23 protein-coding genes, 1 tRNA gene and 3 pseudogenes are annotated in these 24,749 nt (G+C 70.4%); 21 read left to right on the top strand and 6 right to left on the bottom strand.

The window, feature by feature from the left end; translation table 11 throughout:
* Positions 1–3 precede the first annotated feature (3 nt).
* From SALPAC3_RS0104680 to SALPAC3_RS0104645, 8 genes are all read left to right on the top strand, one after another.
* A complete protein-coding gene (locus SALPAC3_RS0104680) occupies positions 4–951 on the top strand; it encodes a copper transporter (protein ID WP_018220113.1) in 948 nt (315 codons plus the stop codon).
* Positions 948–1,079, top strand: coding sequence for a hypothetical protein (locus SALPAC3_RS29040; protein WP_018220112.1), 132 nt, complete (start codon positions 948–950; stop codon positions 1,077–1,079). The genes SALPAC3_RS0104680 and SALPAC3_RS29040 overlap by 4 nt, the downstream gene beginning before the upstream one ends.
* On the top strand, positions 1,076–1,942 hold the full coding sequence (locus SALPAC3_RS0104670) for a hypothetical protein (RefSeq protein WP_018220111.1): 867 nt from the start codon (positions 1,076–1,078) through the stop codon (positions 1,940–1,942). Before SALPAC3_RS29040 ends, SALPAC3_RS0104670 begins: the two co-directional genes overlap by 4 nt.
* Positions 1,943–1,947: 5 nt before the next feature.
* Entirely contained in the window at positions 1,948–3,651 is a 1,704-nt protein-coding gene (gene murJ / locus SALPAC3_RS0104665) for a murein biosynthesis integral membrane protein MurJ (RefSeq protein WP_018220110.1), read from the top strand.
* Complete coding sequence (locus SALPAC3_RS0104660; RefSeq protein ID WP_018220109.1) at positions 3,648–4,814, top strand: glycosyltransferase family 4 protein; 1,167 nt, start codon at positions 3,648–3,650, stop codon at positions 4,812–4,814. The genes murJ and SALPAC3_RS0104660 overlap by 4 nt, the downstream gene beginning before the upstream one ends.
* Positions 4,814–7,165: a hypothetical protein gene (locus SALPAC3_RS0104655; RefSeq protein ID WP_018220108.1), complete on the top strand. Its 2,352-nt coding sequence runs from the start codon at positions 4,814–4,816 to the stop codon at positions 7,163–7,165. The genes SALPAC3_RS0104660 and SALPAC3_RS0104655 overlap by 1 nt, the downstream gene beginning before the upstream one ends.
* A gap of 148 nt (positions 7,166–7,313) precedes the next feature.
* Positions 7,314–9,056 carry a CTP synthase gene (locus tag SALPAC3_RS0104650; RefSeq protein ID WP_026185231.1) on the top strand — a complete coding sequence of 581 codons (1,743 nt, stop codon included), beginning with the start codon at positions 7,314–7,316 and terminating at the stop codon, positions 9,054–9,056.
* Positions 9,053–9,658, top strand: a complete 606-nt coding sequence (locus SALPAC3_RS0104645) for an NUDIX domain-containing protein (RefSeq protein ID WP_018812703.1) — start codon at positions 9,053–9,055, stop codon at positions 9,656–9,658. The genes SALPAC3_RS0104650 and SALPAC3_RS0104645 overlap by 4 nt, the downstream gene beginning before the upstream one ends.
* A gap of 59 nt (positions 9,659–9,717) precedes the next feature.
* On the opposite strand, the gene SALPAC3_RS0104640 is transcribed toward SALPAC3_RS0104645, so the two are convergent.
* Positions 9,718–9,942 carry a TM2 domain-containing protein gene (locus SALPAC3_RS0104640; protein ID WP_018220105.1) on the bottom strand — a complete coding sequence of 75 codons (225 nt, stop codon included), beginning with the start codon at positions 9,940–9,942 and terminating at the stop codon, positions 9,718–9,720.
* A gap of 329 nt (positions 9,943–10,271) precedes the next feature.
* Here SALPAC3_RS0104640 and ald point away from each other — a divergent pair, with 329 nt between their 5' ends.
* From ald to SALPAC3_RS0104595, 9 genes are all read left to right on the top strand, one after another.
* Positions 10,272–11,387 carry an alanine dehydrogenase gene (gene ald / locus SALPAC3_RS0104635; RefSeq protein ID WP_018220104.1) on the top strand — a complete coding sequence of 372 codons (1,116 nt, stop codon included), beginning with the start codon at positions 10,272–10,274 and terminating at the stop codon, positions 11,385–11,387.
* 17 nt (positions 11,388–11,404) lie between these two features.
* A complete protein-coding gene (locus tag SALPAC3_RS0104630) occupies positions 11,405–12,385 on the top strand; it encodes a site-specific tyrosine recombinase XerD (protein WP_018220103.1) in 981 nt (326 codons plus the stop codon).
* Positions 12,386–12,553: 168 nt separating this feature from the next.
* Positions 12,554–13,477 (top strand): ParA family protein, encoded by a 924-nt coding sequence (locus SALPAC3_RS0104625; RefSeq protein ID WP_018215055.1) that lies wholly within the window; start codon positions 12,554–12,556, stop codon positions 13,475–13,477.
* Between the two features lie 20 nt (positions 13,478–13,497).
* Positions 13,498–14,589, top strand: a complete 1,092-nt coding sequence (locus SALPAC3_RS0104620; protein WP_018220102.1) for a segregation and condensation protein A — start codon at positions 13,498–13,500, stop codon at positions 14,587–14,589.
* Positions 14,582–15,484, top strand: a complete 903-nt coding sequence (gene scpB / locus SALPAC3_RS0104615) for an SMC-Scp complex subunit ScpB (protein ID WP_018220101.1) — start codon at positions 14,582–14,584, stop codon at positions 15,482–15,484. Before SALPAC3_RS0104620 ends, scpB begins: the two co-directional genes overlap by 8 nt.
* A complete protein-coding gene (locus tag SALPAC3_RS0104610; protein WP_018220100.1) occupies positions 15,471–16,241 on the top strand; it encodes a pseudouridine synthase in 771 nt (256 codons plus the stop codon). Before scpB ends, SALPAC3_RS0104610 begins: the two co-directional genes overlap by 14 nt.
* 166 nt (positions 16,242–16,407) lie before the next feature.
* Positions 16,408–17,091 (top strand): (d)CMP kinase, encoded by a 684-nt coding sequence (gene cmk / locus SALPAC3_RS0104605; RefSeq protein WP_018220099.1) that lies wholly within the window; start codon positions 16,408–16,410, stop codon positions 17,089–17,091.
* Positions 17,088–18,491, top strand: a complete 1,404-nt coding sequence (gene der / locus SALPAC3_RS0104600) for a ribosome biogenesis GTPase Der (RefSeq protein WP_018220098.1) — start codon at positions 17,088–17,090, stop codon at positions 18,489–18,491. The genes cmk and der overlap by 4 nt, the downstream gene beginning before the upstream one ends.
* A gap of 127 nt (positions 18,492–18,618) precedes the next feature.
* A tRNA-Pro gene (locus SALPAC3_RS0104595) sits at positions 18,619–18,692 on the top strand.
* A 124-nt stretch (positions 18,693–18,816) separates the two neighbouring features.
* On the opposite strand, the gene SALPAC3_RS28595 is transcribed toward SALPAC3_RS0104595, so the two are convergent.
* The 3 genes and pseudogenes from SALPAC3_RS28595 to SALPAC3_RS28590 all read right to left on the bottom strand — a co-directional run.
* Complete coding sequence (locus SALPAC3_RS28595; protein WP_018220097.1) at positions 18,817–20,049, bottom strand: tyrosine-type recombinase/integrase; 1,233 nt, start codon at positions 20,047–20,049, stop codon at positions 18,817–18,819.
* A 3-nt stretch (positions 20,050–20,052) separates the two neighbouring features.
* Entirely contained in the window at positions 20,053–20,262 is a 210-nt protein-coding gene (locus SALPAC3_RS0104585; RefSeq protein ID WP_018220096.1) for a helix-turn-helix transcriptional regulator, read from the bottom strand.
* Positions 20,259–20,597: pseudogene (locus SALPAC3_RS28590) on the bottom strand (site-specific DNA-methyltransferase); the annotation flags it as partial. The pseudogene SALPAC3_RS28590 and the gene SALPAC3_RS0104585, both read right to left, overlap by 4 nt.
* A 27-nt stretch (positions 20,598–20,624) precedes the next feature.
* Between SALPAC3_RS28590 and SALPAC3_RS25345 the strand changes: the two are divergent.
* The 3 genes and pseudogenes from SALPAC3_RS25345 to SALPAC3_RS25340 all read left to right on the top strand — a co-directional run.
* Positions 20,625–21,275, top strand: coding sequence for a site-specific integrase (locus tag SALPAC3_RS25345; RefSeq protein WP_018220095.1), 651 nt, complete (start codon positions 20,625–20,627; stop codon positions 21,273–21,275).
* A 54-nt stretch (positions 21,276–21,329) separates the two neighbouring features.
* Entirely contained in the window at positions 21,330–22,544 is a 1,215-nt protein-coding gene (locus SALPAC3_RS0104575) for an NADAR family protein (RefSeq protein WP_018220094.1), read from the top strand.
* 162 nt (positions 22,545–22,706) lie between these two features.
* Positions 22,707–23,720 (top strand): annotated as a pseudogene (locus SALPAC3_RS25340) (ISL3 family transposase); the annotation flags it as partial.
* Between the two features lie 117 nt (positions 23,721–23,837).
* Here the strand turns inward: SALPAC3_RS25340 and SALPAC3_RS29370 are convergent.
* On the bottom strand, positions 23,838–23,927 hold the full coding sequence (locus SALPAC3_RS29370) for a hypothetical protein (RefSeq protein WP_272945121.1): 90 nt from the start codon (positions 23,925–23,927) through the stop codon (positions 23,838–23,840).
* Positions 23,893–24,213, bottom strand: coding sequence for an SAM-dependent methyltransferase (locus SALPAC3_RS29365; protein ID WP_050563679.1), 321 nt, complete (start codon positions 24,211–24,213; stop codon positions 23,893–23,895). The genes SALPAC3_RS29370 and SALPAC3_RS29365 overlap by 35 nt, the downstream gene beginning before the upstream one ends.
* A 251-nt stretch (positions 24,214–24,464) precedes the next feature.
* Here SALPAC3_RS29365 and SALPAC3_RS26675 point away from each other — a divergent pair.
* Positions 24,465–24,662, top strand: a pseudogene (locus SALPAC3_RS26675) (dienelactone hydrolase family protein); the annotation flags it as partial.
* Positions 24,663–24,749: the final 87 nt, after the last annotated feature.

Below are 24,749 nucleotides of genomic sequence, written 5' to 3'. Positions count from 1 at the left end.
GGTGTGATCAACTTCCGGTACCACGTGGTGTCCCTGACCGCGGTTTTCCTGGCGCTGGCGATCGGCCTGGTGGTTGGTACCACCGCGCTCAACGGGCCGGTGGCGGACGCTCTCAATGACAACGTCAATGAGCTGCGGAAAGACAACCAGGTGTGGCGTCAGGCGGTCAACAACCTCGAGGAGGAGTTGACCCGTGAGGATGACTTCGCCGCCGAGTTGGCCGGGGTGGTCCTGCCAGGCCGGCTCACCGGCAAGCGGGTGCTGGTGCTCAGTCTGCCGACGGGGCGTAAGCACACCGACGGCGTGGTCAACATGCTTCAGCTCGGCAACGCCGACGTGGTCGGCCGGGTTGACCTGCAGGACAAGTTCATCAATCCGGAGAACAACAACGACCTGCTGGAACTGGCTGTCACCGCCGCCCGCCCTACCAACGCGCCGACCACCAACCTGCCCGGCAATGGGCATGGTGTGGAGACCTCCAGCGCACTGCTGGCCACGGTGCTGCTGGACGGGGTGCCGGAGGCGACGCCGATCAGTGAGGCCGACCGGCGGGCCGTGCTGGCGGCGTACACCAACGCCAACTACCTCACCACCTCCGAGCGGCTCACCCAGTCGGCAGAGGCGGTCGTGGTGGTCAGTGGCCCGCCGTACACGGACAAGGACTCCTCGAAGAAGGACGAGTCGGTAGTCAAGATCACTGAGCAGTTTGATCGGACCGGCACGACCGTGGTCGGCGGCACCGGCTCGGAAGGCGGGAACCTGGTGGCCTTCGTCCGGGGCGACGCGGTGCTGGCCGGGAAGATCTCCACAGTCGACAACGCCAACACGGTCCAGGGGCAACTGGTCACCGCGCTCGCCCTGGCGCAGCAGGTCAACGAGGACAGGGCGGGTCACTACGGTGTCGGTGACAACGCCGGGTCGTTGGTTCCCACCCTGCCCCAGGGATCGTGACGATCAACATCGGGTTCTGCCCCGCCAAACTGGAAGGAGTCGGCGTGAGTGAGCGTGCCGAGCAACACGTCGCGGGCAACAGCCAAGCGGATCGTCCGCTCGCCGCGGGGCACGAGGTGACGGCGTGAGGTGGTTCGGTCGTCTCGTCGTCGCCGGCGCCGGCGCCGCCGTCGCCCGCTACGCGTTGCGTGCGGTACGGACCTCACCGGCGGGACCAGCGTTGGAACGGACGAACTTTCGGGGCCGGCCGGTGACCCTGGCAGCCGGCCCCGCGCTCGCTACCAGTGCCGCGGTCGCCGGCGCCGCCGGCGCACCGGGTCCCGCTGCCAGCGGAGCCGCCCTGGTCGCCGGCCTCGGCGCCGGGGCGGTGGGGCTCTACGACGACGTGGTCGGCGCGCGGCCGGAGCAGAGGTCCGCCAAGGGCTTCACCGGGCACCTCGCTGGGCTGCGCGAGGGTCGGATCACCGCCGGCCTGGTCAAGGTCGTCGGCGTGGGCGCGGCGGGGCTCGCCGCCGCCGCGCTGCTCGCCGGTGACCCGGCTGTCGCCCGACACCCGCGCCGGCAGCGGCAGGGCGCGGTCGGCCGGGGCATGGACGTTCTCCTCGGTGCGGGCGTGATCGCCGGCACGGCCAACCTGGTCAACCTGCTCGACCTGCGGCCCGGCCGGGCGGTGAAATCCGGGCTGCTGCTCGGCGCGCCGTTGGCAGCAGGCCCGCACGGCGGGATCGTCGCCGGTGCTGCCGGCGCCGCCGTTGGGCTGCTCCCCGCTGACCTCGACGAGGAGGTGATGCTCGGCGACAGTGGCGCCAACGCGCTCGGTGCGCTGCTCGGCGTCACGCTTGCGGCGCGCACCGGCCCGGCCGGCCGGGCCGGTCTGCTCGCTGTCCTGGCCGGGCTCACCGCCGCCAGCGAGCGGATCAGCTTCACCCAGGTCATCCAGCAGACCCCGGGGCTGCGCGAGCTGGACGCGCTGGGCCGCCGCGCCGACTGACTGACGTGACGAACCCGGCTCCGTACGCCGCCGCCGGCCGAGTAGCCGGGGCCGCCGCGCTGATCGCCGTACTCACCGTGGTCAGTCGGCTCGCCGGCCTCGGTCGTACTGCCGTGTTCGCCTGGACGCTCGCGCCCACCGATCTTGGTGGCACGTATGTGGTGGCGAACGCCGCCCCGAACGTGATCTTCGAGATGGTCGCCGGTGGTGCCCTCGCCAGCCTGGTGGTGCCACTGCTGGCCGCTCCGGTAGCGGCGGCGGACCGGGAGGCGGTTGCCCGGACCACGGGAGCGCTGCTCACCTGGGTTCTCACCCTGCTGGTGCCACTCGCGTTGGCGGTGGCGCTGCTGGCCGGCCCGATCGTGGGGCTGCTGGGCGGTGGACTCGACCCGGCCCAGCAGGCCAGCGGTGAGCGGATGCTGCGGGTGTTCGCCCCGCAACTGCCGCTGTACGGGGTCGGCATCGTGCTCACCGGGGTGCTCCAGGCGCACCGCCGGTTCGCCTGGCCGGTGATCGCCCCACTGCTGTCCAGCCTTACCGTCATCGCGGTCTACCTGGGCTTCACCGCCGCCGAGGGGCGGTTGGCCAGCGTGGCGGGGGTCAGTCGTGGCGGGGAACTGCTGCTGTCGTTGGGCACGACCGCCGGAGTGGCGGTGCTGTCCCTGTCGCTGCTGATCCCGTTCCGCCGGCTGGGATACGCCCCGGTGCTGGGCTTCCGTTTCCCCACCGACGCCCGTACCCGGGTCGGTGGACTCGCGGTGGCTGGTGCGGTGACGGTGACCGCGCAGCAGGTGGCGCTCGTGGTGAGCCTGAACCAGGTCTCCTACGGTGCGGTCAGCAACCTCGGTGCGTTCCAACTCGCCCAGACGGTCTACCTGCTGCCGTGGGCGGTGCTGGCGGTGCCGCTGGCGGTGGCCGCCTATCCGAGCCTGGCCGCCGCCGGGTCCGTCGGCGACGAGGCGGCCTACCGGGCGACGCTGGCCCCGACCGCCCGCGGAGTGCTGCTGTTGAGCTGCCTCGGTGCGGCCGTCCTGGTCGGTACGGCCGTGCCGGTTGGGTACTTCTTCTTCGTCGGTGAGGCGGCCGCGACCGCCGCTGCCGGGATCGCCGGCTTCGCGCCCGGCCTGATTGGCTACGGGCTCTTTGCCGTGCTGAGCCGTGCCCTCTACGCGCGGGGGCAGACGCGGGCGGCCGCCAGCGCGATCGCCGTTGGTTTTCTCGTGGTGCCCGGCGCGGCGCTACTACTCAGTGCCGTGCTGCCGCTGCGGGACCGGGTTCCGGCGGTCACCCTGGCAAATTCGGTGGGGATGGCCGTGCTCGGTGCCCTGCTGGTGCTCGCCGTCCGACTCACCGCCGGCGCCACCGCGCTCGCCGGAATCCGCCGCGCCGGGGCAGCCGGCCTGGTCGGCGGAGGGCTGGCGGCGTTGGTGGGTTGGGCGGTGGCGCGGTGGCTGCTGGCGGCCACCGACGGCACCCCGAACGCGCCGGTGGCCCTCGTACAGGGCATGCTGTCCGGTGTCGCGGTCGGTGTCGTGTTCCTCGCGGTGGTCTGGGTACTGGACCGGCCGGACGTACGACCACTGCTCGCCGGAGCGCTGCGAAAACTCGGGCTGACCCGCGGGAGGCGGTCGGCCACCCCGGCCGGCGGGCAGCGGAAGGATGGTGTCCCCCCGGAGCGGGGCGACGGGAAGGAGACGGTGTCCCGGTGACGGAACCGACCCCGCGGACCGGCCGGGGCGGCACGGTCGCCCTGCTGCTCGCCTCCAGCACCGGCGGTGTGGGACAGCACGTCCGGTCGTTGACCACCGGGCTGGTCAGCGCGGGCATCGCGGTGCTGGTCTGTGGCCCGGCCGCGACCGAAGAGCAGTTCAATTTCACCGACGCCGGTGCCCGCTTCCGGGCGGTGGAGATCCCAGCCAGCCCGACCCCCACCGACCTGCGGGCGGTGACCGCGTTTCGCCGGGCCCTGGCCGCCGAACCGGTCGCGGTGGTGCACGCGCACGGGCTGCGTGCCGGACTGGTCGCCGTCGTCGCCCGCCCGACTGTCCCGCTGGTGGTCACCTGGCACAACGCCGTGCTCAGCGGCGGCCTGCGCGGCCGCGTGTCACGTCTGGTCGAGCGGCTTGTTGCCCGTGGCGCTCAGGTGACCCTCGGTGCGTCCGCCGACCTGGTCGCACGAGCCACCGCGTTGGGTGCGCCGGACGCCCGGTTCGCCCCGGTGGCCGCGCCGCCGCTGCCCGCGCCGCACCGCCGCCGCGACGCGGTCCGCGCCGAGTTCGGCGTCGGTGGCGACCAGCCGCTGATCCTGTCGGTTGGCCGACTGCATCCCCAGAAACGGTACGACGTACTGGTTGACGCCGCTGCCCGGTGGCGGACCCGCGATCCCGTGCCGGCGGTGGTGATCGCCGGCAGCGGACCCGCGTACCTGCAACTGGCCGCCCGGATCTCTGCTGCTCGCGCGCCGGTGACCCTGCTCGGTCACCGTACTGATGTGGCCGACCTGCTAGCCGGCGCCGACATCGCCGTGGTCACCAGTGACTGGGAGGCCCGGCAGCTGTTCGCGCAGGAGGCGATGCGGGTCGGCGTGCCGCTGGTGGCGACCGCGGTCGGCGGGTTGCCGGAGTTGGTCGATGACGCGGCCATTCTGGTGCCGCCGGGTGATGTCGACGCGGTTGACACCGCCGTCGGTGCTCTCCTGGGTGACCCGGCCCGCCGGGCCGAACTGGGCCAGCGGGCCCGCGGGCAGGCGGACACCTGGCCGACCGAGGCGGAGACCCGCGCCCAACTCGGCGCCCTCTACGCCGAACTGTCCCCGGGCATAGCCGGCCCCACCCGCCCGGACCCCGACGCACCGCCGACAGGACAGCGGTAATGCTGCGCCGACTCACCCCCGCCCTGCTGACGCTACTCGTCGTGGCGCTCGGTGTCGCCGCGCTGGCCGCCCGGCCGGCGGCCCGTCCCCCGGAGCGGACCGCCGATTTCGTGGTCCTGGCCGGGGTCGCCGGGCTGCGGTGGGAAGACGTGGACGCGCAGACGACACCGACGCTGTGGCGGTTGGCGCAGGAGGGCTCGATCGGGTCGTTGGCGGTGCGCTCCGCCCAGCGGCCCACCTGCCCGGTGGACGGCTGGCTCACCCTTGGGGCGGGCAGCTTCGCCGCCTGGCCCGGCGAGCGGCCGGAGGGAACCTGCCCGCCCACCGACGTCGTCGTGGAGCGACCGGACGGAATCGGTGCGAACCTGCCAGACCAGGAGGGTGCCGTCCTACCGAACCAGGAACGGCTCTCCTGGGGGGCCGTGCCGGGCTCGCTGTCGGAGTCGGTGCGTTGTTCGGTTGCGGTGGGCCCGGGTGCGGCGGTGGCCGCTGCCCGGCCGTTTGGCCGGGTGGACCGGTACGCGCCGGAACTGCCGGCGGACCCGACCGACCTCCTGCGCTCGTGCGTGCTCAGTATCGTCGATCTTGGTGCCGTCGATGGTACGGATCCGGCGGACCGGGCCGCTGCGGCCCGCGCGGCCGACGCGCGGCTGGCCCGGGTGCTGGCTGCCCGCCCGCCCCGCTCCCTGGTCATCGTCGCCGGAGTGGCGGACACCGAGGAGCCGTCCCGACTGCACGTCGCCGTCGCCGATGGCGACGGCTGGGAACGCGGCTGGCTGACCTCCCCGACCACGGACCGCCCGGGCTACCTGCAACTGGTTGACCTCGCACCGACCGCGCTGACCGCCCTGGGTCGCCCCCTGCCAGAGCATTCGTTTCTGGGGCGGCCCGCCGAATCCGTCGCTGGTCGGCCCGCCGACCTCGCCACCGCGATCGCCGAGCCGGTGGACGCCGACCGGGAGGCAGCAGCCCAGCGCCGTGTCGCCGGCTGGTTCTTCGGGCTACTCGCCGCCGTGCAGGTGCTCCTCGGGGTGGCCGTGCTACCGCTGCTGCGCCGGGCCCGACGACACGCCGGCCCCTACGGTCCCCAGCCGGTGTCCCGGCGGATCGTCGCCGTGATGGAGTTGCTGCTCGTCGCGGCTGCGCTTGCCCTGCCGGCCGCACTCCTGACAGACCTGGTCCCGTGGTGGCGGGTCGGGCACCCCGGGTGGTGCTTCGCCGGGGTCACCGTCGCGCTGATCGTCGCCGCGACGGCGCTTGTCCGGTTCCTGCCCGGCTATGGGAGCACCCTCGGGCCGCTGGGCGCAGTGGCGTTTCTGGCTACGCTGACGGTCGGCGCCGACGTGTTGACCGGCGCTCACCTGCAGCTCAACGGTGTCGTGGGCTACTCCGCGGTGGATGGGGGCCGCTTCGTCGGCCTGGGCACGGTGGGACTTGGGGTGCTGCTGGCCGGGGTGCTGCTCCTGGCCGGCTGGCTCGCCCAGCGAGTTCGTCGCTCCCGGCGACCGGTGGTGATCGTGGTCGTCGGTGGGGCCGCCGTCGTGCTGGTCGGCAGCCCCTACCTCGGTGCCGACTCCACCGGCGCGGTCGCGTTGACCGCCGGGGTGAGCCTCGCCGCGGCGATCAGCGCCAGTGGTTGGTTGACGCTTACCCGCCTGGCCTGGGCGACGATGGCCGGGCTGGCGGTGACGGTGGGCTTCGCCCTGGTCGACCTCGACCGCCCGACCGGCGAGCGAGGCGATCTGGGTCGGTTCCTGGCCGCGGTCGGCGACGGGACCGGGGGGCTGGTTGTGCACCGGGTCAGCTCCGCCAACCTGAAGATGTTCTTTGACAGCCCGTTGACGGTGCTGACCCTGGCCGGTGCGCTCCTGGTGTGGTTCGCCCTGCTGCAGCCGTGGGGCGGCCTGAGGCGGCTGTTCGGCATCTACCCGGCGGTTCGGGGAGCGATGACCGGCACCGCGGTCGCGGCGGTGCTCGGCGGACTGCTGGGCGGGGTGGCGCTGGACGTCGCCGGCGCGGCGGTCGCGGTGGTGGTGCCGATGGCGGCCCTCGCCGCGCTGCGGGTACTGGACCACTCCACCGACCGGACCAGTCCGACGGCCGGCGGGGACGGCGGCCCCGCGGGCGCGATCGGCGCCGGCGGTGGGCCAGCTGGAGGCCGGCGCTCTGATGACATCGGTGCCGAAGCCGGCCCGGCTGGCTCGCCACCGAATGACGTCGCTTCGGCCGACCATCCGGGACCGTCGGCGGACGGCGACGCCGGTGCGGCGGCGGTGGACCGAAGGGCGGCCGGCCCGACCGCCGGCAAGATCCCGACGGCTCGTGCATCAGACGAGGTCACGTCGGTCTGATCCGGTACCGGTAGGCGATGCCACCGGCGGGTGCGCCGGGCGGCGGGACCAGGTGGGGTGTTAGCGTGGAATCCCGTGGATCGCGTGATCACTCTGCTGATCGGCACGGCGGTCTGCACGACCGCGACAGACGACACGGGAGCAGGCCTTGGCCCCTTCAGTACAGACGACCAGGCACATTTTCGTCACCGGGGGCGTGGCCTCCTCGTTGGGCAAGGGCCTGACCGCCTCCAGCCTCGGCAGCCTGCTCACCGCGCGTGGCATGCGTGTGGTGATGCAGAAGCTCGACCCCTACCTCAACGTGGATCCGGGGACGATGAATCCGTTCCAGCACGGTGAGGTCTTCATCACCGAGGACGGCGCCGAGACCGATCTCGATGTTGGGCACTACGAGCGGTTCCTCGACCGGGACCTGTCCGGGAAGGCCAACGTCACCACCGGGCAGATTTACTCGGACGTGATCGCCAAGGAGCGGCGCGGCGAGTACCTGGGGGACACCGTCCAGGTCATCCCGCACATCACCAACGAGATCAAGTCACGGGTGCTCGGGATGGCCGAACCAGACGGCGAGGGCCAGGTGCCAGACGTCGTCATCACCGAGGTCGGCGGAACCGTCGGCGACATCGAGTCGCTGCCGTTCCTGGAGGCGATCCGGCAGATCCGCCACGATCTGGGCCGGGACAACTGTTTCTACCTGCACGTCTCGCTGGTGCCCTACCTGGCGCCGTCGGGCGAGCTGAAGACCAAGCCCACCCAGCACTCGGTCGCGCAGCTGCGCAGCATCGGCATCCAGCCGGACGCACTGGTACTGCGCTGCGACCGGGAGATCCCGGACAAGGTCAAGCAGAAGCTGGCCCTCTACTGCGACGTTGACCTGGAGGCGGTCACCGCCGCCGCGGACGCACCCAGCATCTACGACATCCCGAAGGTGCTGCACCGGGAGGGCCTTGACGCGTACGTGGTGCGTCGGCTCGGCCTCTCCTTCCGGGACGTGGCCTGGGCGCGCTGGGACGACCTGCTGGAGCGGGTGCACCAGCCCCGGCACACGATCACCGTCGCGCTCGTGGGCAAGTACGTTGACCTGCCCGACGCGTACCTGTCGGTGAGTGAGGCGATCCGTGCCGCCGGCTTCGGGCACCGGGCCCGGGTACGGCTGAAGTGGGTGCCCAGCGACGAGTGTGTCACCTCGGCCGGTGCCGCGGCCGCCCTGGCCGGCGTTGACGGCGTCGTCATCCCGGGCGGGTTCGGCGTCCGCGGTATCGAGGGCAAGGTCGGTGCCGCCCGGCACGCCCGGGAGAACGGCGTTCCGCTGCTCGGCCTCTGCCTCGGCCTCCAGTGCATGACCATTGAGGTGGCCCGCCACCTCGCCGGGCTGGACGGTGCGAACTCGCTGGAGTTCGACGGGGAAGCCACCCACCCGGTCATCGCCACCATGGCCGACCAGGAGGACATCGTCGCGGGCCGGGGCGACCTCGGTGGCACCATGCGGCTCGGGGCCTGGCCAGCGGTGCTCACCGAGGGGTCGATCGTCGCCGAGGCGTACGGCAGCACCGAGGTCAGCGAGCGGCACCGGCACCGGTACGAGGTGAACAACGCCTACCGTGACCTGCTCACCAAGGCGGGCCTGCACATCTCGGGGACCTCGCCGGACGGCCGGCTGGTCGAGTTCGTCGAACTCGCCCGCGAACTGCACCCGTTCTTCGTGGCCACCCAGGCACACCCGGAACTGAAGAGCCGTCCGACCCGCCCGCACCCGCTGTTCGCCTCCTTCGTGGCGGCGGCGCTCGCGTACTCGCAGGCTGATCAGCTCCCGGTCGACCTGGACGGTACGGCGACGACGGCAGCCAGCAACGGCGGGGCCTCCACGGCGCGGGCGACTTCGACCCCGTGAGCACGGTAGGTCACCGTTACCAGGTGCGTTCGCGCGTCGAGCGGTACCGGGGTCGGATCTTCGACGTGGTCACCGACGAGGTGACCATGCCCGGTGGCGGCACCGCCCAGCGGGACTGTGCCCGACACCCCGGCGCGGTATCGGTGGTGGCCCTGGACGAGGCCGGTCGGGTGGTGCTGATCCGGCAGTATCGGCACCCGGTCGGCCGGCATCTGTGGGAGCTGCCGGCCGGCCTGCTGGACATCGCGGGCGAGGACCCGGCCGCCGCCGCCGGCCGGGAACTGGCCGAGGAGGCTGACCTGAACGCCGGTCGGCTCGACGTCCTGGTCGATGTGCACAGCTCACCCGGGTTCACCAATGAACTGGTCCGGGTGTTCCTGGCCCGCGACCTCACCGAGGTGCCGGTCGGCCGGCGACACGGCCGGTCCGAGGAAGAAGCCGATCTTCAGATCGTCCGGGTCGCCCTGGACGAGGCGGTGGAGAAGGTTTTGGCTGGGGGGATCACCAACGCCGCGACGGTGGCCGGGCTGCTCGCCGCCGCCCGCGCCCGGGACGCGGGCTGGACGACGCTGCGCCCGGCCGGGACACCGCTGCCGAGCTGAACACCATTCAGGTGAAGGGGGGCCGCTCACGGCCCCCCTTCACATACGGTGAAACCGGGTCAGTCGCGCAGCGGTCGGCCCTGGCCGTCAACGCCACCCTTGACCAGGATCAGGACGCCGTCAACGATGCCCCAGATGCCGCCCAGGCCGCACGTCACCAGGGTGACGACGAGCTGGAGTACGCCGATCTTGGTGTGGCCCATGTAGAACCGGCCGATGCCGAGGCCTGCGAGCAGGATCTGCAGAATGCCCGCGACGATCTTACTTTTGTCGGACACCCCCATCGGGTGGCCGGGCTGGTTAAGAGGAGTAGTCATGAGGCGACACAGTAGTGATCCACAGTCAGCCGTCTGAACGGGGGATCAACAAGTCTGGCGAGAAAGCGGCGAATCTGGTCTCAACGGCGGAGTAGGCCGCCGAGCGCCGGGCGGGGACGACCAAGACCCGCTTGACACATCGTCAGCGGGAGTGCTGACCACATGTCACAGTGCTGGCTCCCGGACGGTCGACTCCGGCCTAGACTGCCGCCGGCGGGGCCTGAGCACTGCGGCAACGGAGCCGCTGTGGCGCCGAGTAGCCGGGGCGAGCAGCCCCGGAGAAGGGGGTCTGCATCGTGAAGGTCGGCATCCCACGTGAGGTCAAGAATCACGAGTACCGAGTGGCGATCACACCCGCGGGCGTCAACGAGTTCGTCCGCGCCGGCCATCAGGTCCTCGTCGAGTCCGGCGCCGGCGTCGGCTCCAGCACCAGCGACGAGGACTTCGCCGCCGCCGGCGCCACGATCCTCCCCACCGCGGACGCGGTGTGGGAGACCGCCGAGCTGGTACTGAAGGTCAAGGAGCCGGTCGCGGAGGAGTACCACCGGATGCAGCCGGGCCAGGTCCTCTTCACCTACCTGCACCTGGCCGCCTCCAAGGAGTGCACCGACGCGCTGCTGGACCGCGGAGTCACCGCCATCGCGTACGAGACCGTCGAACTCCCCGACCAGTCGCTGCCCCTGCTCGCCCCGATGTCCGAGGTAGCCGGGCGGCTCGCCCCGCAGGTCGGCGCCTACCACCTACAGGCCCAGGGCGGTGGACGTGGCGTACTGATGGGCGGCGTCTCCGGTGTGTACGCGGCGAAGACCGTGGTGATCGGTGCCGGCGTCTCCGGGATGAACGCCGCCGCCATCGCGCTCGGCCTCCAGGCCGAGGTGCTGCTGCTGGACAAGAACGTGGCCCGGCTGCGTCAGGCCGACGCGATCTACCGAGGGCACCTGCAGACGGTCGCCTCCAACGCGTACGAGATCGAACGGGCGGTGGTGGACGCGGACCTGGTCATCGGCGCGGTGCTGGTGCCCGGCGCCAAGGCACCGACCCTGATCCCCAACGAGCTGATCGCCCGGATGAAACCGGGCAGCCTCCTGGTCGACATCTCCATCGATCAGGGGGGCTGCTTCGAGGACTCGCATCCCACCACCCACGCCGAACCGACGTACCCGGTGCACAACTCCGTCTTCTACTGCGTGGCGAACATGCCCGGGGCGGTGCCACACACCAGCACCTACGCGCTGACCAACGTGACCCTGCCGTACGCCCTGGAACTGGCCAACTTCGGTTGGCGGGAGGCACTGCGTCGGGATCCCGCCCTCGCGCTGGGCCTGAACACCCACGATGGTCAGGTTGTCTACGGCCCGGTCGCCGACGCGCACGGTATGGCCACCCTGCCGTTGGTCGAGGTGCTGGCCTGACCGGCGGCGAGGCAACCATGGCGGCCGAGGCCGGACCAACTCCCGCGCCGGCCCTACGCCGCGCCGTCCGCGGCTACCTGGACCACCTCGCCGTTGAGCGGGGACTCGCGGCGAACACCCTCGCCTCATACCGGCGGGACCTGGCCCGCTACCTCGACACCCTCGCGTCGAGCGGGGTGACCGACCTGGCGTCGGTCGCCCCGGGCCAGGTGGAAGCCCACCTGGCCCGGCTGCGCGTCGGGGACGAGGAACGCCCGCCCCTCGCGGCGTCCTCCGCGGCCCGGGCCGTCAGCGCCGTACGCGGTCTGCACCGCTTCGCGCTGCGCGAGGGCCTGACCGGGGCCGACCCGAGCCGTGCGGTCCGCCCACCCGCACCGCCCCGCCGGTTGCCCCGGGCGCTGCCGGTTGACGACGTGATCCGGCTGCTGGACGCCGCCGCCGGTCCGGTCTCCGCCGCCGGTCCAGAGGCGCCTCTCGGGCTGCGTGACCGGGCACTGCTGGAGTTCCTGTACGGCACCGGCGCGCGGATCTCCGAGGCGGTCGGCGCCGCCGTTGACGACCTCGACACCGACACCGGCGCGGTACTGCTGCGGGGCAAGGGCGGGCGGAACCGACTGGTCCCGATCGGCGGGTACGCCGTGGCCGCGCTAAACGCCTACCTGGTGCGCGCCCGCCCCGGCCTCGCCGCCGCCGGCCGAGGCACCCCGGCGGTCTTCCTCAACTCCCGCGGCGGCCCGTTGTCCCGGCAGGGCGCCTGGGCCATCCTGCGCGGTGCCGCCCGGCGCGCCGGCCTGCCGGACATCGGGCCGCAGGCGGTCTCCCCGCACACACTGCGGCACTCCTACGCCACCCACCTGCTCGACGGTGGCGCCGACGTGCGCGTGGTGCAGGAACTTCTCGGCCACGCCTCGGTCACCACCACCCAGGTCTACACGCTGGTTACCGTCGAACGACTACGGGAGGTGTACGCGACCGCCCACCCGCGGGCGCTCGGTTGACGGGTGTGACACGCCGGACCGGTGCTGAGCGGCCTGCTCGCCGGTGGCGTACAGTCGGGTTCGGCGCGGACCTGGCGGAAGTGACGCGGCCAGGATTCGCGACGGCGTCGCGAAGGACGTCGGTCGGCTCCGACGCCGGTGTGGTCGTCGGGAGGGGGCAACGAAGACATGGTTGGCGACGGTGGCCGTGCCGAGACCTGGACGTCGGAGCTCCGCGAGCAGCAGTCCACACTCGGCAATGACCTGGGCCCGGCAGATCCGGCCGCGTACACCACGCGGAAGCCGATCCCCGAACCGATGCCGACCGATCGGCACGGCCCCGCCCGCATCATCGCGATGGCGAACCAGAAGGGCGGTGTCGGCAAGACCACCACGACCATCAACCTGGGCGCCGCGCTGGCCGAGTACGGCCGCCGGGTGCTGCTGGTCGACTTCGACCCGCAGGGCGCCCTCTCGGTCGGTCTGGGAGTCAACCCGCACAACCTCGACCTGTCGGTCTACAACCTCCTCATGCAGGACGACGTTACCTGCGACGATGTGCTGATCAAGACCGACGTGGCGGGCCTGCACCTGCTTCCGGCCAATATTGACCTCTCCGCTGCCGAGATCCAACTGGTCAACGAGGTCGCCCGGGAGATGGCGCTGGCGCGGGTGCTGAAGAGCATCCGCAAGGAATACGACTTCATCCTGATTGACTGCCAGCCCTCCCTGGGGCTACTGGCGATCAACGCGCTGACCGTTTCCCACGGCGTGCTCATCCCGTTGGAGTGCGAGTTCTTCAGCCTCCGCGGCGTGGCCCTGCTGCTGGACACAATCGACAAGGTGCGCGAGCGACTCAACTTCGACCTGGAGCTCGAAGGCATCCTCGCCACCATGTACGACAGCCGCACCACCCACTGTCGCCAGGTGCTGCAGCGGGTGGTCGAGGCCTTCGGCGACAAGGTCTACCAGACGGTGATCACCAAGACCGTGAAGTTCCCCGAATCCACCGTCGCCGGGGCACCGATCACCACCCTCGACCCGGCCTCCTCCGGCGCGCGTAACTATCGGCAACTCGCCCGTGAGGTGATCGCCGCCCAGGCGGAGCGGTAGACCGGGAGTGGGGCGCCCAGGTGGTGGACTACGGTTTGCCGGTGACCGCACCGCCCCTCGACCAGCCCACAACCCCCTCCGGGGCCAGCACCACCGCCAGCGGCGGGGAGGAGACCAGCGGCTTCACCGTCCGGCTCGCCAACTTCACCGGCCCGTTCGACCTGCTGCTGCAACTGATCAGCAAACACAAGCTGGACGTCACCGAGGTGGCGTTACACCAGGTCACCGACGAGTTCATCGCCTACCTGCGGGCAATGGGTGAGCACTGGGACCTGGATGAGACCAGCGAGTTCCTACTCGTCGCCGCCACCCTGCTCGACCTCAAAGCGGCCCGGTTGCTACCCGCTGCCGAGGTCGAGGACGAGGCGGACCTGGCCCTGCTGGAAGCCCGAGATCTGCTCTTCGCGCGGCTGCTGCAGTACAAGGCGTACAAGGAGGCGGCGGCGCACATCGCGGCGCTCGAGGAGATCGGCGGACGGCGGTACCCACGGGCGGTGACGCTGGAGCCACGGTATGCGCATGCCCTGCCCGACCTGGTGTTCGGCATCGGCCCGAAGCGGCTACGGGACCTGGCTGTCCGGGTGTTCACCCCGAAACCGCCACCCGAGGTGTCCATCGCGCACGTGCACCAGGTCCGGGTCAGCGTCCGGGAGCACGCCGAGATCATCGCCGAGCGGTTACGACGGGCCGGTACGGCCACGTTCACCGGGCTCTGTGCGGACTGCGAGGCACTCCTGGAGGTGGTGGCCCGCTTCCTCGCCCTGCTGGAACTCTACCGGGAAGGGCTGGTCGCCTTCGCCCAGGAAGAGGCCCTGGAAGAGCTGACCGTACGCTGGACCGGCCCCGTCGACGGCGGAGGTGACCTGGATATCGACGAGTATGCGGGGACGCTCCCCACCGCCGGGTCCGACGGGGCTGGGCGGGCCGACTCCACGCTGGTCGATTCGGGACCGGCCGACTCCGGGCCGGTCGATTCGGGGGCAGCCAACTCCGGGCCGGTCGACTCCGGGCCCGGGGAGGCAACGCCACACCCGGCGACCAGGTCGTACCCGACAGGGTCGGTGCCACCCGGCGGAAGGCCGGCTATGACAGAGGACGAGCGAGATGGGTGACGAGGAACACGGGGACTCCCTGGCCGACCAGGCCGCCGCGTGGATCCCGCCATGGGAACGCCACCGCGAGACACCGGCCAAACCGGTCGAGGAGGCACAAGCCGCCACCGCGTCGAGCGGGGGAGAACCCAACGCCGAACCACTCGGTGTCGCCGAGAGTGGCCACACCCTCGCCGTACCCGGAGAATCGGCTGGTGCTGGTGCTGGTGCTGGTGCTGGTGCTGGTGCTGGTGCTGGTGCTGGTGCTGGTGCTGGTGCTGGTGCTGGTGCTGGTGCTGGCCGGGAATCTGCACCCGACCGGGAACGGTCCCATCAACGGGAGCCGGCGCCACCCCCCGCGTCGGCGCTCGACGACGCCGAGCTACACGGCGCCCTGGAAGCGATCCTCCTGGTCGTGGACGAGCCGGTCGCCGAGACGACCCTCGCCGACGTGCTGGAGCAGCCACTCGAACGGATCCGGACGATGCTGCACGCCATCTCCACCGACTACACCACCCGCGGGCACGGCTTCGAACTGCGCCGAGCGGCCGGCGGGTGGCGGCTGTACACCCGGCCGGAGTACGCCGGGTACGTGGAGCGCTTCGTCCTCGACGGCCAGACCGTACGGCTGACCCAGGCCGCGCTGGAGACCCTGGCCGTGGTCTCCTACAAACAGCCGGTGACCCGATCCCGGATCTCCGCCATCCGCGGTGTGAACTGCGACGGGGTGATCCGTACCCTGGTCTCCCGCGGGCTGGTGGAGGAGTGCGGCACCGAACCGGAAACCGGTGCCCACCTCTACCGGACCACCTCCCTGTTCCTGGAGAAGCTCGGCTTGGACAGCATCACCGACCTGCCGCCGCTCGCTCCGTTCCTCCCCGACGATGTGGAAGACCTCGCCGATGCCTCGCGATAACCGCGCCCCGAAGCCCGACGCGCCCGTCTACACCGGCCCGGAACGCCTCCAAAAGGTGCTCGCCGCCGCCGGTGTCGGATCTCGACGTGCCTGCGAAGACCTGATCTTCCGCCGGCGGGTGACCGTGAACGGCCGAGTCGCCCAACTCGGTGACCGGGCGGATCCGACCTCCGACACCATCCACGTAGACGGTGAGCGCCTCCAGGCCGACACCCGTCTGGTCTACCTCGCCATGAACAAGCCCCGGGGGGTCGTCTCCACCATGGCGGACGAGAAGGGCCGTACCGCCATCGCCGACTTCCTCGGCAACCGGGTGGAACAGCGGGTCTACCACGTCGGACGGCTCGATGCGGACAGCGAGGGCCTGCTGCTGCTCACCAACGACGGCACACTCGCGCATCGGCTCATGCACCCCTCCTACGGGGTGCCCAAGACCTACCTGTGTGAGGTGTCCGGCCCGATTCCGCGGTCGCTGGGCCGGCGCCTCGCCGCCGGAGTCGAGCTGACCGACGGTCCGGCGACGGTGGACGCGTTCCGCCTCGTGGACACCCTGGGTAAAACCGCCCAGATAGAGGTCACCCTGCACGAAGGACGCAAACACATCGTGCGGCGCCTGCTCGATGCCGTCGGCCACCCGGTATCCCGGCTGGTGCGGACCTCGATCGGGCCGATCCGGCTCGGGGACCTCCGCGCCGGGCGCACCCGTCGGCTCACCAACGCGGAGGTCGCCGCGTTGTTCAAGGCGGTCGGCGACTGACGCCGGCGGTGGCGGGTACCGCAGCCGGTAAGCTCCGTGCGGCCCGCCGCGCGGGGGGCGGTCGCTGCCGGAGGTCCGGCACGAGGGGACCGCACCGTGCCAGGCATCATTGTCGGCGGGCAAACCGCTCGCGGGTATCGCGAGGTACGGACTGAGGAGGATTGCGGTGGAGGAAAACGTACGGACCGGGCGCTGCGTGGTCGCTGTGGATGGGCCGTCCGGTTCGGGTAAGTCCACCGTTTCCCGGCGACTCGCGATCGCCCTGGGGGCCCGATACCTCGATACCGGCGCGATGTACCGGGCGGTCACCTGGGCGGTACTGCGCTCCGGAGTTGACCTGGCTGACCCGTCGGCCGTGGCCAAGGTCGCCGGAGAAACCGAGCTCGGCATCGGCACCGATCCCGAGGGATACGGTGTGACCGCTGACGGCGTACCCGTCGAGGAGGAGATCCGCGGACCCGAGGTGACCGGAGCGGTCTCGGCCGTGGCCGCCGTACCGGCGGTCCGCTCGTTGCTTGTCGCCCGACAGCGGGACCTCGCCGCCGCCGCCGGTCGGATCGTGATGGAGGGGCGCGATATCGGCGCGGTAGTAGCCCCCGACGCTGATCTGAAGGTCTACCTGACCGCGTCCGCGGCGGCCCGGGCAGCCCGACGCAGCGCCGAGGACGCCACCGATGCGGGTCGCACCGCCGCCGACCTGGCCCGCCGGGACCAGTTGGACTCAACTCGCAAGGCCGACCCGATGACGCAAGCCCCGGACGCCGTGGTGCTGGACACCACGGAACTCGGCATTGACGAGGTCGTCGCGCGCCTGCAGGAGATGCTGGCCGAGCGGGGCGTGGACCGATGAACGAGCCAACCGGTTGGGTGGGGTGGGACGGCCCTGAACCCGATGCCGAGGAGGCCACCGCCCCGCAGCCGGTGGTGGCCGTGGTTGGCCGGCCCAACGTGGGAAAATCGACGTTGGTAAACCGATTGATCGGGCGTCGGCAGGCGGTCGTCGAGGACGTACCCGGGGTGACCCGGGACCGGGTTCCATACGACGCGCAGTGGAACGGCCGACAGTTCGCTGTCGTCGACACCGGCGGCTGGGAGCCTGATGCGAAGGACCGTGCCGCCGCCATCGCCGCCCAAGCGGAGTCGGCCATCACCACCGCCGACGTGGTGCTGTTCGTGGTCGACGCGGTGGTGGGCGCCACCGACGTGGACGAGGCGGCAGTGAAGATGCTGCGCCGCAGCGCCAAGCCCGTGATCCTGGTGGCGAACAAGGCCGACAACAGCTCCATCGAGATGGAGGCATCCGCGCTCTGGTCGCTCGGACTGGGGGAGCCGTATCCGGTTTCGGCCCTGCACGGCCGGGGCGCCGGCGAGCTGCTCGACCTCATCCTGGACCGGCTACCGGAAGCACCCAAGATCGTCGAGGACCGCCCGCGGGGCCCCCGTCGAGTCGCCCTCGTCGGCCGGCCCAACGTCGGCAAATCCAGCCTCCTCAACCGCTTCTCCGGGGAGATCCGGGCAGTCGTTGACGCGGTCGCCGGCACCACCGTCGACCCGGTGGACAGCCTGGTGGAGATCGGCGGCGAGGCCTGGCAGCTGGTCGACACCGCCGGCCTGCGCAAGCGGGTCGGCCAGGCCAGCGGCACCGAATACTACGCGAGCCTGCGTACCGCCTCGGCGATCGAGGCCGCCGAGGTCGCGGTGGTCCTGCTCGACGCCAGCGAGGTCATCAGTGAACAGGACCAGAGAATCCTGTCGATGGTTACCGATGCCGGCCGGGCCCTGGTGATCGCCTTCAACAAGTGGGACCTGGTGGACGCCGACCGTCGGTACTACCTGGACCGGGAGATCGAACGGGAACTACGCCGTATTCCCTGGGCGATCCGGCTGAACCTCTCCGCCCGGACCGGACGCGCGGTGGACAAGCTCGCCCCAGCGCTCCGGCGGGCACTGGCCAGCTGGGAGACGCGGGTACCGACAGCACAGCTCAACGCGTGGCTCACCGCGCTGGTGCAGGCGACCCCGCACCCGGTGCGTGGGGGGCGGGCACCGAAGATCCTCTTCGCGACCCAGGCAGGAGCGGCGCCGCCACGGTTCGTACTGTTCACCACGGGCCCACTGGACGCGGGCTACCAGCGGTTCGTGGAGCGCAAACTCCGGGAGGAGTTCGGCTTCGAGGGTAGCCCGATCGAGATTTCGGTACGCCCCCGCAAGAAGGTCGGTCCCGGCGGTCGCGGCAAGGCCCACGGCTAGCCTCAGCCCACCCCACCCTCCCGGCCCGCCCGGGAGGGTGGGCGTTGACACCGAGGGGTGGATACGGGCAACGGAAAGATCGTGCGGTAGGCTGTACCGGCTGTCGCGGGGAAGCCGGCGGGAGCATCGGGACGTGGCGCAGCTTGGTAGCGCACTTGACTGGGGGTCAAGGGGTCGTCGGTTCGAATCCGGCCGTCCCGACAGAATTGAAGCCCTGACCAGCGAAGATGCTGGTCAGGGCTTCGACTTTCTTCGATGAGATTGTGAACCGTCCCCCGGAAACCCCCCGATTACTGGGGGCGGCAACCAGGTTTGTCATCCATGTTCATCGTCGTGCGTCGTGCGTCGTGCGTCGTGCGTCGTGCGTCGTGCGGTGTGGGGACGTCCGCCCGTGGTCAGCGCCGAGCCGCTCTAGGACGTCGGAGACGTCCGGTGCTTGGAGGGGTTTGGCGATGTAGTACGTGTCGGTGACGTCTTCGCTGGAGTGCCCAAGCTGTGCTGTGGCGCTTTTGGTGTCTGCTTCTTCCTTGATGAGGGTGGCCACGGTCTTGCGGAAGGTGTGGGGGGTGACCCAGGCGAGGTCGGTGTCTGCGCGGGCTTGGCGCCATTGCCGGCGAACGTTGTTGGGTGATAGCCAGGTGCCGCGTCGAGAGGCGAAGATCGCGTTGTGAGGGTTGTCAGCGGCGATGACCTTGCGGGCTAGGAGCATGCCGACGGCGAATCGGGGCAGGGTGATCATTCGGTAGCCGGCGTCGCTTTTGGTCCAGGGCTGTCGGAAGAAGCCTTTGCCTTTGACGAAGACCAGTGTGCCGCAGATCGTCAGTGTGGGACGTTCGGCGGCCAGGTTCAGGTCTTCCCAGCGTAGGGCGAGTATCTCCCCGATGCGGGCCCCGGTGGCGAGCATGAGGTCGACGATGTCGGCTAGGTCGCCGCTGTGCCGCGGTCCGGGTTTGCCGGGTACTGGTTGCTGCCATTGGCGAATTGCTGCCCGGACGGTTTGGAGGTTTTGGTCGGTGAGGGTGACGACCTTACGGCGAGGCTTGCGTATCCGGCTGGTGTCGCGGACGGGGTTGGTTGGGATTGCGCCGTGATGTACGGCCAGAGCGAACATCTGGCCTAGGGCAACCTTGACGCCTTTGGCTGCTGAGGGACGGTCTCTTGCGATGTCGCGCAGGAACCGATCGAGACGCCCGACGCTGGCTTCACGGATGCGGAGGTCGCCGAGGGCGGGCAGGATGGCTGTTCGTGTGCTGGTTTCGTATCGCTGGACGGTCTGTGGTGCAATCCGTTCCTCACTGGTGATTTCTTCGATCCAAAGTTCGACAAGTCTGCTGATGCGAGTCTCCCGGGTGATTTCGTCGTCGTTGGGTGCGATGCGGTCACGTAGCTTGGCCTGCAATGCTCGGGTGGCGGCGGGGCCGGTGGCACCGGTGGCCTCGACGTCGCGGGTGCTGCCGTCGTAGTCGCGGAATCGGGCTCGGGCGCAGTACCGGTTGGGGCCGAGTTTCTCGGTGCGGATGTTGCCCCAGGTGCCGATGGGTAGCGGTGGTCGGGCCATGGCTCAGCGCTCCGGGTCGGTGTGGGCGTCGAGCCAGTGTTCGATTTCGGTGCGTCGGTAGCGCAGGGTGTTGCCGACGCGGATGGCGCGTGGTCCATTGCCTCGGCTGTGCCAGGCGTAGAGGGTGTTTTTGGGTTTGCCGAGCCAGGCCGCGACGTCGTCGATGGTCAGCAGTGGGTCGGGCTGCCACCGGGCGGTGGTCGAGGCGTTCATCGCCGGCCTGCCGTGTCGGGCCCATCGGTCGGTGGGCGTGGGCGGTCGTGGGCGGTGGGTTGCCGGTCGGTGGTGGTGTCGGGCTGTTCGCTGCCCGGTGTGGGGTGTGCGTAGGGCGGGCACGGGTGGGGTGTCCTTTCGGTGTCCCGGCCCGGGTGGGGCCGGGTGTGGGTGGCGCTGCCGTCGCCGGTGTTGGCGGTGGCGGGGTGCGCCGGGTGTGCCCGTCGATCCATCCGGGCTGGGGTGGAGGGATCAAGCCTGTGATCGGGGTGGATGGTGGTGGGGGCGTGCCTGCTGTGTGTGGAGTCGCGCCGGGTGTTCCGTGGCAGTCCGACATCACTTGGGTTCCGGTAGCGGTCCGATTGCGCAGCCTTCTGGGTAAGCGTGATCTGGGTGATTTTGGTCGTGGCGGGTGTGATGACGTCACTGGGCCGAAGCACAGCAACCTGATCTTTCGTAATCCGACCGCCCGGGTCAGAGGGCCACGCGCCGAGGACGCCATCTGGCAGCCACTGCGTCCCGACGAGCTGAACCAGGCCGTCACAGCCGCGACAACCCCGCAGCCCTGGCTCTTCCTCGTACTGGCCGCGGTCCACGCGGCGCGCCCCGGCCAGATCCGCGCGATGCACCTTGACGACGTCGACCTGCCCGGCCGGCGCATCACCATCGCCGGCCACGACCGCCCACTCGACGAGCTGACCCACCGCGCACTGCTCGACTGGCTCGACTACCGGCACCGCCGCTGGCCGAACATCGCCAACCCGCACCTGCTCGTCAGCACCGAAAGCGCGCTGCGGCACGCCCCGGTCAGCCACACCTGGATCCTGAACATGCGCGGACTGGCCGCCACTATCGAACGGCTGCGCATAGACCGCCAGCTTGAGGAGGCCCTCGCCGCCGGCGGCGACCCGCTGCACCTGGCCGCGGTCTTCGGTGTCAGCGAGGACACGGCCATTCGGTACGCCACCAACGCCCGGATCCTCCTGCAGACCCCACCCCGGCCGCCGCACTGAGCAGCCCGTGAGGGCAGAACAACCTTCCCGGCACGGTTGGACTACGGTGCGCCGGTGACCAGATATCGCCGCACCTACCGCAACGTGGACGGCCAACGGATCGAAGGCACCTGGCGGCACATCTTCACCCAAAACATGGATACGTACTTCCTGACCGACCTGGTCATCTACGCCGACGGCGCGATCGACTGCGGCACCGGCGGGCTCACCGACCTCGATGGGCTGGCCGAACAACTCCGCCGTGGCCGAGTCACGACCACCCTCGAAGACGGCGCGCAAGCATCGGCGCACCACCTGGCGCGGTGGCGGTTCACCGAGCCCCGCCCCGCCATTAACGCCGAGATGCTTCTCGGCGAGGTCGCCGACGAAATCGACCGGCTCAACGACCGGCCCGACTCCACCGGTCGATGCCTGCAAGCAGTCACGACTTACCTGGCCGACTCCACCGAAGACAACCGACGCACGGTTCGCGAGCGCTACCTGGCAATCCCCGAACACCTGCGCGTCTACGCCCTCGGCGATATGGACCGCAAAGACGCTCCCCTGCGGATCCTGATCACAGAGCTGAATGAACCACTGCACGGCTGGCCAAACGGCCCGGTCGTCACCGAGCAAAAGCGGGCCGAGGCAGTCGCATACTTCCGCGAGATCGCGATCGAGACATGGGACGCGCGGGTCCCGGCCGATGGCCCCGAACACCCGACGCAGCCCACGCTGACGATCCCGAAAGCGGTCTACCCACGCGGCTGGCCGGATTCCCCCGGCGTCGAAGTCCTGCAGAACGACTACCCGGCAGCCATCACCGTCGGCGCCAACAGCTACCCCAGCGTCACACACGCCTATTGGGCGCTGTCGACTCCCGATCCGCACTGGCACGACCAGATCGCTGCGGCACCGCGCGGATACGATGCCGGCAAACTCGCCGAGCAGGCACCCCGCCGCGCCGACTGGGCCTCGGCACGTCTGGCCGTCATGACCATCCTGCTGCGTGCCAAGTACACCCAGCACCCGCAGATGGCACAGACACTGCTCGGCAGCGGCGACGCCCGCGTCATCTACGTCGACTTCGACTCCGCCTACTGGTCCGTCGGTAGCGAACGAGCCACCAACTGGATCGGCCGTCTGCTGGAAGTGATCCGCTCCGAACTCGCAGCCGCCGAGGCTGGGATCCCCCTTCCGGCGATTCATGGCAACGCCTCCTCAGCTTCGCCAGGAACACAAGGGCCGACATGCGAGGATGGGGCACCAGGGCCCTCCGGTTCCCCGTGAGAACACTTGGGTTCGCGGGAACTTCCGGAACTCTGGCCGACCCGAAAGATGATCACGTCTTCGTGCTGTACGAGCCACTGTGGGTCGCCGTGGGGCTGTCTCGCCAGCGGCCCTGTCTCACTTTTGGTGGTGACGGAGGGTGGCGGGTGTCGTTGTTCCTATGTGGCGGATGTCAACAGGCTCATACAGTCGGTGTTCTCGGGGCTGTCCCCGCTGGTCATCGAGGATGTGGCCGACGAGGGTGAGCGGATTGTGGTGCTGGCCCGCACGCCGCGGGACGCTGCGGTCTGCCCGAGGTGCGGGGCCTCGTCGGGACGGGTGCACGGCTATCACTGGCGGACAGTGTGGCCGACGTTCCGGGCGACGGGCGACGGGCGACGGGCGGCGGGTGGTGGTCCGGGTGCGGGTGAGACGTCTGGTGTGTCCCACGCGCGGCTGCCGTCACACCTTCCGGGAACAGGTTCCCGGGGTGCTGGAGCGATACCAGCGCCGCACGGCTCGTTTGGACAGGCAGGTCAAAGCCGTCGTCAAGGAGTTGGCGGGCCGGGCAGGGTCGCGTCTGCTGGCGATCTTGGCCATGGGCTTGTCCCGTCACACGGCCCTGCGCGCCGTGCTGTGCATCCCGTTGCCCACCGGGCGGACGCCTCGGGTGATCGGCGTTGACGATTTCGCTCTGCGCCGGCGGCACCGCTATGCCACCGTGGTGATCGACGCCGAGACCCATGAGCGGATCGAGGTGCTACCCGACCGCACCGCCGACACGCTGCAAGCGTGGTTGCGCGCGCATCCCGGCGTCGAGGTCGTATGCCGCGACGGCTCGGTGACCTACGCCGAGGCCATCCGGCGCACCCTGCCCGACGCGGTGCAGGTCGCGGACAGGTGGCACCTGTGGCACAACCTGTGCGAAGCCGCTCTGAGCGAGGTGAAGGCGCACAGCGCCTGCTGGGCAGGTGTGCTGGACGCACCCATCTACGACGGCCCCCGCGCGCAGACGACCCAGCAACGCTGGCACCAGGTCCATGACCTGCTCGACCAAGGCGCGGGCCTGCTGGAATGCGCCCGCCGCCTGCAGCTATCCCTGAACACCGTCAACGCTACGCGCGAGCCGACCGGCCCGAACGGATGCTCCGCGTACCTAAATACCGTGCCAGCCTCGTCGACCCCTACCGCGAACACCCAATACTCCATGGCCGTGCGGTTGACATCACCGCTGAGTTCGTAGGTCGGATGGGTCACCATGAGGTAGCTGCCTGACGGCAGAGCCCCCATCCCCCGGCGCACAATCCGCTGTGCCTAGGCATCGTCGAGGACGAAGTTCAGAATGCCGAGCATCAGGACCCCGACCGGCCTATGGAAGTCGAGCGTAGCCGCGGCGGCGTGCAGAATTCGGTCCGGGTCCCGAATGTCGGCCTCGACGTAGCCGACCGGCTCCCCGGGGCCCGCCGGTCAGCAGCGCACGGGCGTGCACGAGGACGAGCGGGTCGTTGTCCACGTACACGACCCGGGACTCGGGTACGCGCTCCTGCGCCACGCTGTGGGTGTTGTTCGCGGTCGGGAGACCGGTGCCGATGTTAAGGAACTGGTGGACGCCGGCGTCAACGAGGAACCGCGCCACCCGGGCGAGGAACTCCCGGTCCGCCCGGGCTACCGCGACGATGCCTGGGAACATGTCCCGCACCCGCGTTCCCACGACACAGTCAGCCTCGAAGTTGTCCTTGCCGCCGAGCCACCGCAGCCCTCATGCCTCCGTGCTGCTTGATTTGTTGGACGACCTCGCTGGGGCCCTCAAATTCGGCTGGATCCCTGTACCTCCGTGTCAGTACCCCGACGTCCGAGCACCCACGGAGCACTCCCCGAGATCATCGGCTTGGCCGAATCGTGGGGCTGTGACGGTGTGTCGGCTCCGAGTTGTCGTGTTAGGCCGCGGACGTCGATTGGCGGCTTGTTGTCTACGGCGGTGCCCTGAGCGCCTTCCACCACCCACCGATGGGGGCTGACCAGACTGTGCTTCCCGGCGTCGGGTACCACCAGCGGTACGCGCAGCGGGCCTGGCTCGACATCGTGGCCCGGCTGGCGGAGTGCCTTCACGCACCGGAGGACGTCGACCTGCGTCACTAGCGCTACCAGGGCCTGTGTCGAAGTCGGCGGTGGTGCCTTAGCGGACGTCGTGGCGGTTGCCGCCGGTCAGGGCCGGCTGGACCGACC

It is taken from the genome of Salinispora pacifica DSM 45544, assembly GCF_000378845.1.
Classification (GTDB): Bacteria; Actinomycetota; Actinomycetes; order Mycobacteriales; family Micromonosporaceae; genus Micromonospora; species Micromonospora pacifica.
This window is presented reverse-complemented; position numbering and strand designations above follow the sequence as displayed.